Source organism: Fodinibius sp., assembly GCF_041642155.1.
In the GTDB taxonomy this organism is placed as follows: domain Bacteria; phylum Bacteroidota; class Rhodothermia; order Balneolales; family Balneolaceae; genus Fodinibius.
The window spans coordinates 1-14,445 of the sequence record NZ_JBEPWZ010000056.1; the positions used below are offsets into that span (position 1 = coordinate 1).

Below are 14,445 nucleotides of genomic sequence, written 5' to 3' on the forward strand. Positions count from 1 at the left end.
CGGATCTCCGGATTTACTCAAAAGCGGAAACCCCACCTTTTGAGATCAAGGAAGATATTGCCACCGGTGAAGAGATCCGGTTGACCTATCGCTACCTGGACTTGCGCCGCCCCGATCTCCAGCGAAATATGGTTCTTCGCTCCGATTTCTACCAGTCGGTTCGCTCTTTCTATCATAATCGCGATTTTGTGGAAGTCGAAACACCGGTGCTGATGAAAAGTACCCCGGAAGGCGCGCGCGATTACCTGGTGCCCAGCCGCGTAAATGCCGGTAAGTTTTTTGCATTGCCCCAGAGTCCTCAGACCTATAAGCAGCTGCTTATGGTTTCGGGCTTCGACCGCTATTTCCAAATCGTAAAATGTTTCCGGGATGAAGACCTGCGGGCCGACCGTCAGCCCGAGTTTACACAGATCGATGTGGAGATGTCGTTTGTCGACGAAGAGGCTGTGATGACCAATACCGAAGCGCTGATGCAGAAGCTGATGAAAGAAACCATCGGCCGGGAGATTGAAACCTCGTTCAGGCGAATGACCTATGATGAGGCGATTAAAACCTACGGCACGGATAAGCCGGATACGCGTTTTGGACTGGAGTTTGCCGATTTTTCGGAGCTGGTCAAAGATTCTGAATTTAATATTTTTTCCGGCACCGTTGAGAAGGGCGGCGCCGTGCTGGGTATCACCGTGCCGGGACAGGGGGGCATGGGTCGCGGGGCCATTGACCGGCTCACCGAACGCGTTCAGAAAGAGACAGGGGCGGGGGGACTTATTTATATCAAGCTGAACGAGAAGGACGGCGTAAAATGCAGCGTTGAGAAATTTCTGAAAGAAGAAACCGTGAAAGCCATGGTTGAGCGGGCTGATGCGGAGACCGGCGACCTGGTGCTTATTCTGGCGGGAGCCAGCCCCGATGTGTACCAGCAGATGAATAAGCTGCGCCTGATGATGGGTGAAGAACATAACCTAATTAATGAAGATGAATTTGAGTTCCTTTGGGTGACCGACTTTCCGCTCGTAGAGTGGAGCCGTGAAGACCATCGATACCAGGCCCTGCATCACCCGTTTACGGCCCCGATTTCCGAGGACGTGGGGCGGCTGGATGAGGATCCGGCTTCTGTGCGATCACGCGCATACGACCTGGTACTGAATGGATACGAGATTGGCGGCGGTTCGATTCGTATCCATGACCGGGAGTTGCAAAAGCGTATGTTCAAACTCCTGGGCATTGATGAAGAGGAGGCGGAAGAACGATTTGGATTCCTGCTCGAGGCCTTTAAATACGGCGTTCCGCCGCACGGCGGCATAGCGCTGGGAGTGGATCGAATCATTATGATCCTTTCGGGAGGCAACAGCCTTCGGGATGTCATCGCTTTCCCCAAAAACCAAAAGGCACAGAGCCTTATGGATAACAGTCCCGCTTATGTCGATCAGGAGCAGCTCGACGAGCTGCATATCCGGTTAAAGAGAGGGGTGGGGAAAGAACACGAATAACAAAAAACAAAGACAAAGGGAGGAAAAAGTTTGAAAACCTTGGGTATTGACGGCTGCAGGGCGGGATGGATCGCCATATCGCTGGATGAGGACCATGCAGGGTACTGGCTGTTGGAATCGGACCGGGAACTGGGAGCCTATTTTGAAACATATGACCGTATCTTTATTGATGTGCCCATCGGGCTGGAGGAAGAAGCCTATGTGCGGGAATGTGACCGTATGCTCCGTGATGTTTTGGGGGTCGACTATACGGCCAGCGTATTTAATCCTCCCATTCGGCAGGTCCTGCACGCTCCCACCTATGGCGAAGCATCCATGATCAGCTACGAGGTGACTGGTAAGAAAGTATCGATCCAGTCATGGAACATTACCCCTGATATTAAAGCTGTTGACCAGTACCTGCAGCAGGATGAAGCACTTAGGGAGAAGGTATTTGAAAGTCACCCGGAGCTGCTGTTTCAAAAACTGAACGGTGGGAATCCCATCCTGCAGAAAAAAGCGACCAAGAAGGGATTGCGTCACCGCCTGGACCTTATCAAAGAGGAAAGTGCATATGCAGACGACTTTTTCCGGGATATCAAAGAGGAATATCGCCGGAACCAGGTCGATGAAGACGATATCGTGGATGCCATGGTCCTGGCCCTGTTTGCCCGGTATTCGCTGAATCGGGAGATCAAAACGATCCCTGAAGATCCGCCGACCGATGCCACCGGGCTCAAAATGGCCATTCACTACGTGTAATAGGGAAGTCGTTATCAGTTGTCGGCTATCGGTAATTCCTGAATAGAGGATGCCGGATTATTCACCAGATAACCTGGTTATTTGCATTTACGCGTGAATAGGTCGGGCGAAGTCTTTCCTTCAAATTTTGAGAGGCTCTGAAAAATCCACAAAAAGGATAACTCAAAATTTGACATTCAAACTTCAACACTGATCATCCCGCTCTCCCAGGATATTCCGGTATTTTACCCCATTTTGATATACGCGGTTGACGCCATTGAAAGCAGCTATGCGGTAGGCTTCACTCAGGGTGGGATAGTTCATGACATGCTGTATGAAATACCGGACATCTCCGTCCAGAGCCATGACCGACTGTCCCAGGTGAATAAGATTGGCGGCCTCATCCCCGAGAATATGAACGCCCAGCAGTTTGAAGGAGTCGGTTCGGAAAATGAGCTTGAGCAATCCCTCTCTGTGATTCGTCATATCCGCTTTGGTAATTTCGCTGAAGAGGGCCCGGCCAATGGTAATATCCAGGTCCATTTCCTGCGCTTCCTGTTCGGTCATGCCGATATTCGAAATTTCCGGAATGGTATAGATGCCATACGGAATCTGTTCGGGCATTTCCAGGCTGGAAATGCTAAACATATTGCATGCTGCCAGCCGGCCCTGAGTAAAGGATGCGGAGGCCAGCCTCGGAAAGCCTATGACATCACCGGCCGCATATATATTGTCAATACTTGTCTTATAGGCTTCATCGACGACCACAAAGTCAGCGGCATCTGTTTGAACTCCCACCTCATCGAGGTTTAGATTTTCTACATTGGGTTTGCGCCCGCCCATATATAAGACGTGTTCGGTTTCTAAAACCTGGAGCTGCTGGTCGCCGGTTTTATCTTTAAAATTGACCTCTGTATTATTGCGAAGGGCATTGAATTCCACATCATGTATCGACACATTATTTTTAATGCTAATACCCCTGTTGTCAAGGGCTCGTTTAAAGTGATCCTTGATTTCATGATCTAAAAAAGGGAGATAATCCTGTTGCTCGTTCAGCAGGGTCACGCGCGTGCCCAGTGACGCAAAGATGGTGGCGTATTCGAACGCGCTGACACTGGAACCGATAACGACCAACCGTCGTGGAATATGCGTAAGGTCGAGGATCGATTTATAATCCAGGATTTTGTTGTGATCGATTTCAAAGGATTCGGGTTCAGTGGGACTGCTGCCGGTACACAGCAGAATATAGTCGGCGCTGTAGGTTTCCGTCGTGCCCAAATGGGTTTCGACTTCGACAGTATGTTTATCTTTCAGTCGGCCGAATCCACGGGCCACGTCCACCTTATTGTTGATGAAATCATTTTTTACTTTCCGGTTTTCCTTTTCCAGTATCTCTTGCTTGTACTGCAACAGATCCGCCATACGAAACCGCTCATACGGCTTTTTGTTCTCGTGGTCACCGAACTGGCTGTTGAATTCCAGGATCGTCTTGGCAGCCTCGCGCAGCGCTTTACTGGGCACGGTGCCGGTATTAATCCAGGTACCGCCCAGGTAATCTTCGTGCGATTCGACAACCAATACTTGTTGGTCAAATTTGGAACTTTGCATGGCACACGAAAAACCTGCCGGTCCGCTGCCAATAATAATTACGTTGTAATCTCGACTCATGGTACAATTTAATCGCTAAAGGTTTTTGTGACAAGAAAAGTAAAATAGATGAATTTGCGAAGGATTTCTCCGTTTTAAGCGATTAGTTTTTAATTTTCTAAAATTGGAACGAAATAGTCGTCGTTTTTGATTGGGAGTGTGCTAATAAGATGCTAAATTTAACTCCTTGATTTATAAAGAGTTATATTATTTAAACACACCATTATTTTACGAACTCTAAAATTTTAAAATTGTAACAATTATGGCTTACGAATTACCTGACCTCCCATACGACTACGATGCATTGGAACCTCATATTGATGAGCGTACCATGAAGATTCATCATACCAAGCACCATCAGGGATATACCAACAAGGTGAATGCCGCCCTGGAAGGACATGAATTTGCTGACCTCCCGATTGAAGAGGTTTTACAACGTATTAATGATGTTCCCAAGGATATCCGCCAGGCAGTGATTAACAATGGCGGTGGCTATGCTAACCACAAACTATTCTGGAAGATCCTCTCTCCGAACGGCGGCGGAGCTGCTACCGGCGATATTGCTGAAGCAATTGACGACGAGTTCGGAAGTTTTGCTGATTTTAAGGAAACGCTCAGTAACGCCGCAACCGGCCAGTTCGGGTCCGGGTGGGGGTGGCTGTGTGTCAAAGACGATGGCAGCCTCGAAGTACTCTCCACGGCCAATCAGAACAGTCCCTATATGAATGGCCTGACTCCTATTTTGGGCGTCGACGTCTGGGAACACGCGTACTATCTGCATTATCAGAATAAGCGCGGCGACTATGTCGAACATTTCTGGAACCTGGTCAACTGGGACCAGGTGAATGAATATTATGCTGAGGCTACGTAATACTGGCATCGGTTAAGGGTTAAGAAGTTATAAACAGAAAGGTGAGAAAACGCTCCGCGGGCGGCTGTGGAGCGTTTTCTTCTTCAATACTTCATAAAAGGTTGTTATATTAACTATTTAATGATAGCTGGAAAACATTAAAGACTATTTTATTATGCAATTTGGATTAGGAACTGGACCGGATGTTTCATGGATGCGTGAAGAGCTGACAGACCTGGGCGTGGAAGAATTGAAGACCGTTGAAGATGTCGATCGCGCAATGAAAGAATATAACGAGGGCACTATGCTGATGGTAATTAATTCCGTTTGCGGATGTGCGGCCGGGAATGCCCGCCCGGGGGTTAAGATAGCCCTGGAAGAATCGGAAAATACGCCGGATCACATGGTTACCGTGTTTGCCGGACAGGATAACGAGGCGACGGCCCGGGCCCGCGAGTATTTCAGCGAATATCCCCCCTCCTCTCCGGCTTTCGCATATTTTCAGGACGGAGAGATCAAGGCCATGATTCCGCGGCATCGTATTGAAGGACGTACGAAGCAGGAAGTGGCCAGCGATTTAAAAATGGTATTTGAAGCTTTCAACGGGGAAAAAGAAGCCGAAGAAGGGTAGGTTCTCATATCATCGCAGCATCAGTGTGATTCAGATCGCCGGATCACTTTTCATCTCACCCAGCACCTGCTTCGTAATCTCTTTACTCCGGCGCGTGTCTATGCGGGCCTGTAGCTTCATCAGGATGCTATAGAGGCCCATGTGGACTTTGGTACTGTATATAAAGTTTTTATCGCCGCGCGGTTCATTCATAATCGGCATTTTCCTGGCGTAATGATTGATTCGCCGCTTGAAAGAGGGATCGCCGAAATCGAAGTGGTCCCCCATATACGGACGGGCAAAAGTGTTGCCGTAGTTTTTGCAAAACTGGAAGAACTCCTCTTCCTTTTTGGGGTTATCAGGATCTGCCTTGATGATATCCAGGCGGGTATAGAGGTCCCGGATCGCTTTTTCATCTCCCTCCAGATGCATCGGGAGCAGCTGCATGTAGTTTTGGGTAAACTCTTCATCAAATTTCTTGACGCACCCGAAGTCAATGACCCCCAGCCGGCCGTCATCCCGGAAAAAGAAATTGCCCGGGTGGGTATCGGCATGAATAAAGTTTCGCTGCTCTACCTGATCGTGAAAGAAATCCCATAGCAGCTGTCCGAAGTGATTGCGCTGCTGCTGGGAAGGATCTGTTTCCAACAGCTCCTTCAGGTGCTTTCCTTCCACAAACGTCATCGTGAGCACCTTACGGGAGGACAATTTTTCGATCCAGCGGGGCGTGACAACCGATTCCCCGGAGAACCGCCGGTGGAAATACTCGATATATTCGCCTTCCCGCCGGTAGTCGGTTTCTTCCATCAGGGTTGCTTCTACCTCATCAAAATAGTCATCAAGGTTGGCTCCCCGTTTGGCCAGACGCTTGACCAGTGACTTGGCCATGGCCATGTCCGAGTGGATGGTATTACGCACATTCGGATACTGGATCTTAACGGCGACTTTTTGTCCATCGCGTAGACGGGCTTCATGCACCTGACCGATCGAGGCCGCAGCAATAGCCTCCGGTTCAAAATGTGAAAATAACGCTTCGGGGTAATCCCCCAGCTCTTTTTTGATAATCGACCGCGCCAGCGCCTTGTTAATAGGCGGCACGCTATACTGGGCTTCGCTCATCACTTCGGCAAATTCACCGGGCAGGACGCCCTCATCCAAACTCAGCGACTGGGCGATTTTCAGTGCTGTTCCGCGTAGCTTGGTAAATTCATTAAACACCTGCCGGGCATTGTCGGTATGGAACTGGCGCCCCTCTTCATCGCTCTCCTGTTGCCCCATGGATTTTTTTAGATAACGCTTGGCGTAGTTGGTGCCGACTTTAAGGCCTGCTTTAGCAAATATTTTACCGCGTTCAAGTTTGGAGGATGGAAAATCGTCGTTCATAAACTATCGAATTTCTATTTTGGAAAAAATCTGTTTAACAACCGGAATCTCATATAAAAAATGTTTCCGGTTGGCATATAAAAACTTACCCAGCTCAAACCCCTGGTCAAGAACGGAGCTATACAGCAGTTCCTGCAAAAAAGTCGCCAGCTTATCTGTAAGTTCCATCGTGAGTTCATGATCTTCGCTGGTATCGGACAGGCGGAAGCGGATCAGCCGGAGGTATTTATTTCGCAGTAAGGCGTAAAAATAGTCGTTCATGAGGGCGGACGAACTGGCCGGCATTTGCGGATCGTCCTCCAGCAGCTGCCGGAGCAGGTTCTCTGTCTCTTTTTCAAAATCAGTCCTGGTGCGCGAGTGTAAAATAAGCCCCGGGAAGGTGTCTTTCACAAAGGCTTTCTTTTCATCCAGCATATCGAAGCTGGCATATGCAAAGTTGGAAAGCTTTTCGCCGAGCGTGTAGGATTCGAAGTGGTCGATTTCATCGATCATCAGCCGATAGCGATAGATGATCGCGGTGTAATAAAACTGGAGGATGGCCTGCTTGTTCGGGAAATAATTAAAGACATCTGCAGGATCAATACCAACGATTTTTGCGACATCTTTAATCAGAAAATGACCGTTGCCTTCGACATACAGATCGGTTGCGGCATCAGCAATGGAAAATTTTATTTCAGCAGTTTCGGGATCGAAGGTCGTCATAATAAAGACTTCTCATCGTTGAGGGGTGTATGGCAGCTTGTGCCTCGATAATTTCGTATCGGCGATAACACTATACCGTGTGTTTCAATATCCATATCCGGTGCATGAATCCTCTCCATGGCATCGTCTCGGACAGAACTATTCTGTCATTTGTTTCGATTACCTAACAAGATATTAACCATTTTCTTATAGGATAAACGTAGTATCAGAGAAATAATTATGTATACATATTCATTCCACACGTGCGCTTTTGTACTTTTCCCTGACAATCGACAAGGTTTGTTCTGCCTGCCAGTGGTGCCGGTGCTGGTGCGCAATGGTTAACAGGTAATATTCCGAGAGGGTGAGTTTAAGAAAGCCCACTATCGGATGCGAAATTTTGGTCCCGCCTAAATCAACATGTTCCTTTTTGGCATGTTCAAGCTGGGCTGTAAATTTATCCTGCAGTTCTATAAATTCGTCCAACAATTCAACCCGGTTGTAGTCGGCTGTACTCTCAGGTTCCATTGATGACATTGTTTTTAACCTGAAAGAATAAGGCGGCTCAAAAAAATCGGCGGCCTTTTTCCACAGCCAACGGGGTCGAAAGGATTGGTCCACATTGTGAATTCTCTTCCTGTTTTTTTGGAGGGCACGGCTCAAGTTTCGATGATATATATATCCGAATTTGATAAGATGATGATAACATTCTGCAACGGACCATTTTTTTTGGGCCGGAGGCTTCAGAAAATAGGCATCGTCCACGGAGAGGAGGAAATTCTCCGCCGTCTCTTTAGCCTTGTCAAACTGTTGTATATACCAATCGAAGCTGTACCGCAAGATCATGGGTGGGAGATATGCTGATTAAGGTTTAACTTATCGGATAGCTGACAGATTATTTTTAGCGTTGGCACTAAGCTGTACTATACCTATAAAATAGCCATTTGGGAGACCGTTGTGAAATTTATAAAAAATTCAGGTAAGCTATTCAAACAGACCTATGAACAGATCCTGCAATTTAATATAGGACTGCACGGAGCCGCTATTGCCTTTTATGCCATTTTTTCGACGGCACCCCTGATTATTATCCTGGTTTGGCTGCTCAGTGTGGTATTGGGGAGTGAAATGGGACAGGCCCAGCTGCAAGAGACGCTGTATGCTGTTGTGGGTCCCAATATCGCCGATTCGATACAGTCGATGGCAGATTCCGCCACGCACAGCACGTCCGGATTCTGGTCGTCGATAGCAGCGGTTGCCGCGCTTCTTTTCGGGGCTACCACCCTGCTCTCACAGGTAAAACACACGCTCAATATGATTTGGGGGGTACGTGACCCGGAGATCGGAAAAGTGGGACATTTTTTATGGAGTCGATTTAAAGCGCTGCTGTTTGTCGGGGCTCTCAGCCTGTTGTTGCTGGTGGGATTGATCTCAGAAAGCATACTCTACGGTATGGAACGGGTGTTGACACTGCTTTTAGGCGCCGAAGATCTGTTTCTGATGCAGCTGGTCAGCAGCGGCGCGAATGTCGTACTGGCATTCGTGTTTTTTTTAGCGTTGTTTAGAATTCTGCCGGATCTGGAGGTACGATTGCGCGATATTGCGGTGGGTGCCCTTTTTACTGCCCTCCTTTTTATGGGGGGCAAGTTGCTGGTCGGATGGTACCTGTCAGGGACCACGCTCGGACCGGCCTATAAAACTGCTGGTTCTTTCGTCGTCTTTCTGATATGGATATACTACAATGTACAGATTGTGTTGGTCGGAGCCTTTTTCACCAGGGAATACACCCGCCTGTTCGGGGAAGAGGTGAACCCGTATTGGGAAGCATCGCTGGGTCAGGACTGGTAGGGGGAAGGTTTTATGGTATCAACAGCTGTTTCTTTAACTCCATAATCCGCCGGTAGGATTCGTCGATGCGTTGCCGGCTAAGCGTTCCCTCATCAATGAGTTCACGGATAATATTGTGCGTCTCAGGCACGATTTCGGGATCGTAGATCGCATTGTTGCCAAAGGTAAGTATGTCGACTCCTGCCAAAAGAGCCTGTTTGACAGCCGTCTTCAGGCCGTATTCCTTGCGGATGGCGCCCATCATAAGATCATCTGATACCACCACACCATCGAAGCCGAGGCTGTCCCGAAGCATTCCGGTAATGACTGGTTTCGAGAGCGTTGCCGGGTATGCGGTATCCCATTCGGCATTAAAAATATGGGCGGTCATGATTATGTCTGCCCTACCGGAATGGATTAACCGGCGATAGGGAATGAGTTCCTGTTCGGACCACGTTTCGGTGACATCCACCACGCCGAGGTGGGAATCTTTTTTTGAGCTGCCGTGACCGGGAAAATGTTTGAGTGTCGTGGCTATATCAAAGTTGCGATGTGCTTCTATATATACCGAAGCGTGTTTGACCACGGCCTGGGGATCAGCGGAAAAACTGCGCTCTATTCTGCCAATCACGGGATTGTCGGGGTTGATGTTCAGATCCACGACCGGGGCAAAATTGAGATTAAAACCCAGTTCGGAAAGTGTTCGGGCAGTTCTTCGGGCATAATATCGCGTACTGTCGGTGTCATCTGTTTCGCCCAGGTATTGGGCCGATACCGATGCAGGAAATCCATGTTCCGGTTTGAGCCGGGCTACGTTTCCGCCCTCCTGGTCGACCGCAACAAAAAGAGGGGTTTCAGTGCGCGCCTGCAAGTCGCTTATGAGCGTTTTGAGCTGCTGAGGCGACCGGATATTGCGCAGTGCCGTGTCCCGTGGCACGTCGTAATCAAATAAGGTAACACTGCCGAGATGGTAGTGTTGAATGTCACGCACAATATGGTTGGTGTCCGATAAAGCTGTCCCCCGGAACCCCACATTCAGCATTTGCCCGATCTTTTGATCCAGGGAAATCTTTTCTTCCGTTGTCTCAGCACTTTTGTCCTGACTGCAGGCCTCCCCCGCAAGAATTAATACAAGCAGCAGAAGCAGCGGAATGTGACGGTTCATGGTCATGGGGTTAGCGTTCCTGTTGGTTCAGCAGGCTGTCCAGCAGGGCGTCGAGGTTAAAAGAGGGACGCACATCATTATAACGGAGAATATGGCCCTCCGGGCCAACCAGAATGTAAAAGGGGATGCCGCCGCCCCGGTAGGCCGAAAAGGTTTCCTGCTGAAACCCGTTGCCCCCGTACAGCTGCGGCCAGGGATTTTGAAACTGATTTATGGATTGACGCCAGCGAAGGCTGTCTTCTTCAATTGATATGGCCAGGATTTCAAACTCATCGCGGGTATATTTGTTATACAGGTCGTTCATATGCGGGAATTCGTCGAGGCAGGGAATACACCAGCCGGCCCAGAAATCAAGCAGCACATACCGGCCCCGAAAGTCCTCCATCCGAACCGTCTGCCCGCCGGCATTCGGCAGTGCGAACGGGATGGCGGGTTCTCCCGGGGAAACACGCTTGATTTCACGGTAAAAGGATTGCAGAAAAGACGTATAACGCGGAAAATCCGAATACTCATCCAGGTATGCTTTATAGCTTGGAGTGGCTATATCCAACGGCATTTCGCCGATACGTTCCGTGACAAGGTACAGCTGCGCATAGGCCCGGGCCCGGCGTTCATCAATATGTTGCAGTACCGAGGTGCGGGCGGAATCGAGGGTCTCGTATCCCAGTCGTTTGACATCGTATTGCATTAATGGTTGTCCCAGTTCCTCTTCCAGGCTGTCGGCAACGCCAAAGGTATTGGCAAAAGCATTGGTAAAATCTCTGATGCCCGCTCGCTGGGCATGGAGAGATTGAAAAGTGAAAAAATCCAGTTCTTTTGCTGTTTGCAGGACGTTTTTGCGCTCTTTCTCAGGATGGAAACCGGACTGGGTGCGCCTGTGGGTGATATTTTCAAGCCGTTTAACCAGGTATTCGCCCACCGCTTTATGATAGAAATCGTCGAAAGGGGTCTCTTTAAAATAGCGCTCGGCCAATTCATATCGCTGTCGGTATAACGAGAGCACCTGTGTTGAATCAGCCTCCCGAAAGGCGGGCAGCTGGCGTTGGATTTTCTGAAGGAGGGGCTGTTCTTTTTCCAGATAGTCGGCATAGCGATCATCCCAGGGTTCTTCGTAACCCTCCACTTCAACCGATTGCGGGAAGCTTGCCCGTTCTATGGTGATGGTCAGCGCCCGACCGGGCCGCAGCAGGAGTGGGTGGGACTGGTCATCAATAGTTAGTTCCGCGAGCTGGGTGGAATCTACCGGGATGGATACCTGAAAGGTTCCTTTTTCATCGGGTTGTACCGGGTGTCGAATGTTATCCGAATATTTATAATGGAGAGGCTGCTGTCTGATATGAATTTCTGCCGACCCCACATAGTCTATGGTTCCGGAAACAGCCGTGGCACGCTCCTCGTTGCTGCAGGACGCTGATGCGGCAATAACAATAAATAGAGCAAAGAGTGCGACCCGGTAACAAACGGTAGTTAAACTCATGCGAAACGGGGAATTATTGAGGTGATTCATTGGGAATTGAGTAATTCTTAAAGCGCGATTTGTGGCTGATAAACAGGCTGAATCCATAAGATAAGCTGATTGTATTATTTTGCAATAAGAGATTTGAATGTGCCGGGCTCTTGTGAATGCGATCCCTGATACAGGATTTTTTTTCAATTATTTTACACTTGCGCTTCTGAATTATATTGTTATGTTGTAAAAGAAATTTTTAACTCGGGTTTGACATGGTGAATGAAAAGGCATTTTTGGCGGTACAATTAATACAAACTCCAAAGAAGAAGTAGCTAATCCACCTGCTCATAACAAATAGGTTAATCAAAAAACAAGGTGATGAAAGAGGAAAAAAACAGGAAAGAATACTGGCGTGCCAATCTCCGCTATGTAAGTATTCTGTTGAGCATATGGCTCCTGGTGTCATTTATATTTGGCATACTGTTAGTCGAACCGTTGAATGCGGTACGGCTGGGAGGTTTTGAGCTGGGATTTTGGTTTGCACAACAGGGATCAATGTATGTATTTGTGGTTCTCATTTTTGTGTACGTCTGGCTTATGAACAGGCTCGACAAAAGATTTGATGTTTACGAAGAATAACTTATCAACAGTGGGATAGATAACAACATATGGATATTCAAACATGGACATATATACTGGTGGGAGCCACTTTCGCAGTATATATAGGTATTGCAATATGGGCAAGAGTCGGATCAACCAGTGATTTTTATATCGCGGGAAGCCGCGTTCATCCGCTGGCCAACGGAATGGCAACAGCTGCGGACTGGATGTCGGCGGCCTCCTTCATATCGATGGCCGGTCTGATTTCTTTTATGGGATACGACGGAGCCGTTTACCTGATGGGATGGACAGGGGGATATGTGCTGCTGGCCCTGTTGCTGGCCCCTTACCTGAGAAAATTTGGTAAATTTACCGTCCCGGATTTTATAGGGGACCGGTATTACTCGAATGTGGCAAGGACCGTCGCCGTAATTTGTGCCATTATCGTATCTTTTACCTACGTAGCGGGACAAATGCGGGGAGTGGGCGTCGTTTTTGCCCGGTTCCTGGAAGTCTCTGTTAACACGGGGGTCTATATTGGAATGATCGTTGTTTTTTTCTACGCCGTATTGGGTGGGATGAAGGGGATAACCTACACCCAGGTTGCCCAATACTGTATCCTTATTTTTGCCTATATGGTACCTGCCTTCTTTATTTCCTTTCAGTTGACGGGCAATGTTATTCCTCAGCTCGGCTTTGGCGGCACGCTGGCCGACGGGTCCGGCACCTACCTGCTGGAGAAATTAAATCAGCTGCACGTGGAATTGGGTTTTGCCGAATATACCTCCGGGACAAAATCCACGGTTGACGTACTGGCCATTACGCTGGCGCTGATGGTGGGGACCGCCGGACTCCCCCATGTTATCGTCCGGTTTTTTACCGTGCCCAAAGTGCGTGATGCGCGAAAATCAGTGGGATATGCCCTGCTGTTTATTGCAATCCTTTATACGACGGCGCCGGCCATCGCTGCCTTTGCCAAGGTTAATTTGATTGAAACCGTTTCGAACGAGGAATACACCGAGATGCCTGCCTGGTTTGACAACTGGGAAAAAACGGGGCTTTTAGAATTTACGGACAAGAACAATGACGGCAGGATTCAGTATGTAGCTAATGAAAATGCCAATGAACTTACGATAGATCAGGATATTATGGTACTTGCAAATCCTGAGATTGCCGACCTGCCCAACTGGGTTATCGCCTTGGTAGCCGCCGGGGGACTGGCAGCGGCTCTGTCGACGGCTGCAGGATTGCTACTGGTTATTTCTACCAGTATTGCCCACGACTTGGTAAAAAAACAGATAATACCTGAAATCACAGAGAAAGGGGAGCTAATCTGGGCCCGGGTTGCGGCCGGATTTGCCGTACTCGTAGCGGGTTATTTCGGTATTAATCCCCCCGGTTTTGTAGCGGCAACCGTTGCCCTGGCCTTTGGCCTGGCGGCCGCTTCGTTTTTTCCCGCCATCTTGCTGGGCATCTTTGATAAGAAGATGAACCGGCAGGGGGCTGTGTCGGGAATGGTAGTCGGAATCGTCTTGATGTTATTTTATATGATAAAATACAAGCTGGGTGGTTTCGGCGGCGGCCTTGAAGAAGACTGGTGGTTCGGTATTTCCCCCGAAGGCTTCGGAACCGTCGCGATGATCGTCAACCTGATTATTGCCATAGTCATATCCAGGGTAACCGCTGATCCGCCGGAAGAAGTCCAGGAGATGGTGGAGGAGATCAGATACCCGGGAGAAGCAAGGAAAATAGAGAACTAACCAAATTTCTTTGTGAATAATCCAGACTAAAGGATTTGAAATTTTACCGAAATTAATTGCATAAAAAAGTTAATAATTTTTTGCTTTTTTAGGTGTTAATCCCTTGATTGTGTCTCTAAATTTTGTAACATGGATTTATGAACACGGATTACTTTCAATTTAAATTTGTTTTATTGTTATGTGGCTGAATATCGATTCGTTTGAAGAGTACAAGGAAGTGTATGAACATAGTGTAAAAAATCCGGAGGAGTTTTGGGATCATGAA

The 14,445-nt window shown here is 48.4% G+C and carries 13 protein-coding genes; 7 read left to right on the forward strand and 6 right to left on the reverse strand.

Annotated elements, in window-relative coordinates:
- Positions 1-1,490: aspartate--tRNA ligase (gene aspS / locus ACESLU_RS05505; RefSeq protein WP_372636262.1), on the forward strand; the 1,490-nt coding region annotated here is incomplete at its 5' end.
- 30 nt (positions 1,491-1,520) lie between these two features.
- Positions 1,521-2,231, forward strand: coding sequence for a DUF429 domain-containing protein (locus ACESLU_RS05510; protein WP_372636265.1), 711 nt, complete (start codon positions 1,521-1,523; stop codon positions 2,229-2,231).
- 183 nt (positions 2,232-2,414) lie between these two features.
- On the opposite strand, the gene sthA is transcribed toward ACESLU_RS05510, so the two are convergent.
- A complete protein-coding gene (sthA, locus tag ACESLU_RS05515) occupies positions 2,415-3,878 on the reverse strand; it encodes a Si-specific NAD(P)(+) transhydrogenase (protein ID WP_372636268.1) in 1,464 nt (487 codons plus the stop codon).
- A 241-nt stretch (positions 3,879-4,119) separates the two neighbouring features.
- On the opposite strand from sthA, the gene ACESLU_RS05520 reads away from it, so the two are divergent.
- Both ACESLU_RS05520 and ACESLU_RS05525 read left to right on the forward strand, forming a co-directional pair.
- A complete protein-coding gene (locus ACESLU_RS05520; RefSeq protein ID WP_372636270.1) occupies positions 4,120-4,728 on the forward strand; it encodes a superoxide dismutase in 609 nt (202 codons plus the stop codon).
- A 154-nt stretch (positions 4,729-4,882) separates the two neighbouring features.
- On the forward strand, positions 4,883-5,338 hold the full coding sequence (locus tag ACESLU_RS05525) for a BrxA/BrxB family bacilliredoxin (RefSeq protein WP_372636272.1): 456 nt from the start codon (positions 4,883-4,885) through the stop codon (positions 5,336-5,338).
- Positions 5,339-5,368: 30 nt separating this feature from the next.
- Here the strand turns inward: ACESLU_RS05525 and ACESLU_RS05530 are convergent, their stop codons facing one another.
- The 3 genes from ACESLU_RS05530 to ACESLU_RS05540 form a co-directional block, all read right to left on the reverse strand.
- Positions 5,369-6,700, reverse strand: a complete 1,332-nt coding sequence (locus ACESLU_RS05530; RefSeq protein ID WP_372636275.1) for an ABC1 kinase family protein — start codon at positions 6,698-6,700, stop codon at positions 5,369-5,371.
- 3 nt (positions 6,701-6,703) lie between these two features.
- On the reverse strand, positions 6,704-7,402 hold the full coding sequence (locus ACESLU_RS05535; protein WP_372636277.1) for a hypothetical protein: 699 nt from the start codon (positions 7,400-7,402) through the stop codon (positions 6,704-6,706).
- Between the two features lie 231 nt (positions 7,403-7,633).
- Positions 7,634-8,227: a DinB family protein gene (locus ACESLU_RS05540; RefSeq protein ID WP_372636280.1), complete on the reverse strand. Its 594-nt coding sequence runs from the start codon at positions 8,225-8,227 to the stop codon at positions 7,634-7,636.
- 111 nt (positions 8,228-8,338) lie between these two features.
- Between ACESLU_RS05540 and ACESLU_RS05545 the strand changes: the two genes are divergently transcribed.
- Positions 8,339-9,226: a YihY/virulence factor BrkB family protein gene (locus ACESLU_RS05545; protein ID WP_372636282.1), complete on the forward strand. Its 888-nt coding sequence runs from the start codon at positions 8,339-8,341 to the stop codon at positions 9,224-9,226.
- A 10-nt stretch (positions 9,227-9,236) separates the two neighbouring features.
- Here ACESLU_RS05545 and ACESLU_RS05550 read toward each other — a convergent pair whose 3' ends face one another.
- Positions 9,237-10,370, reverse strand: coding sequence for a glycoside hydrolase family 3 protein (locus ACESLU_RS05550; RefSeq protein ID WP_372636285.1), 1,134 nt, complete (start codon positions 10,368-10,370; stop codon positions 9,237-9,239).
- 10 nt (positions 10,371-10,380) lie between these two features.
- Complete coding sequence (locus ACESLU_RS05555) at positions 10,381-11,847, reverse strand: TlpA family protein disulfide reductase (RefSeq protein ID WP_372636287.1); 1,467 nt, start codon at positions 11,845-11,847, stop codon at positions 10,381-10,383.
- Between the two features lie 351 nt (positions 11,848-12,198).
- On the opposite strand from ACESLU_RS05555, the gene ACESLU_RS05560 reads away from it, so the two are divergent.
- Together ACESLU_RS05560 and ACESLU_RS05565 are read left to right on the forward strand one after the other, a co-directional pair.
- Complete coding sequence (locus tag ACESLU_RS05560; RefSeq protein ID WP_372636290.1) at positions 12,199-12,459, forward strand: DUF4212 domain-containing protein; 261 nt, start codon at positions 12,199-12,201, stop codon at positions 12,457-12,459.
- Between the two features lie 29 nt (positions 12,460-12,488).
- Entirely contained in the window at positions 12,489-14,180 is a 1,692-nt protein-coding gene (locus ACESLU_RS05565; RefSeq protein WP_372636293.1) for a sodium:solute symporter family protein, read from the forward strand.
- Positions 14,181-14,445 lie beyond the last annotated feature (265 nt).

Bases quoted from the DNA above. Each gene is read 5' to 3' on its own strand.
- sthA (WP_372636268.1), bottom strand. From the start codon at position 3,878: ATGAGTCGAGATTACAACGTAATTATTATTGGCAGCGGACCGGCAGGT.
- ACESLU_RS05520 (WP_372636270.1), top strand. From the start codon at position 4,120: ATGGCTTACGAATTACCTGACCTCCCATACGACTACGATGCATTGGAA.
- ACESLU_RS05525 (WP_372636272.1), top strand. From the start codon at position 4,883: ATGCAATTTGGATTAGGAACTGGACCGGATGTTTCATGGATGCGTGAA.
- ACESLU_RS05530 (WP_372636275.1), bottom strand. From the start codon at position 6,700: ATGAACGACGATTTTCCATCCTCCAAACTTGAACGCGGTAAAATATTT.
- ACESLU_RS05535 (WP_372636277.1), bottom strand. From the start codon at position 7,402: ATGACGACCTTCGATCCCGAAACTGCTGAAATAAAATTTTCCATTGCT.
- ACESLU_RS05540 (WP_372636280.1), bottom strand. From the start codon at position 8,227: ATGATCTTGCGGTACAGCTTCGATTGGTATATACAACAGTTTGACAAG.
- ACESLU_RS05550 (WP_372636285.1), bottom strand. From the start codon at position 10,370: ATGAACCGTCACATTCCGCTGCTTCTGCTGCTTGTATTAATTCTTGCG.
- ACESLU_RS05555 (WP_372636287.1), bottom strand. From the start codon at position 11,847: ATGAGTTTAACTACCGTTTGTTACCGGGTCGCACTCTTTGCTCTATTT.
- ACESLU_RS05560 (WP_372636290.1), top strand. From the start codon at position 12,199: ATGAAAGAGGAAAAAAACAGGAAAGAATACTGGCGTGCCAATCTCCGC.
- ACESLU_RS05565 (WP_372636293.1), top strand. From the start codon at position 12,489: ATGGATATTCAAACATGGACATATATACTGGTGGGAGCCACTTTCGCA.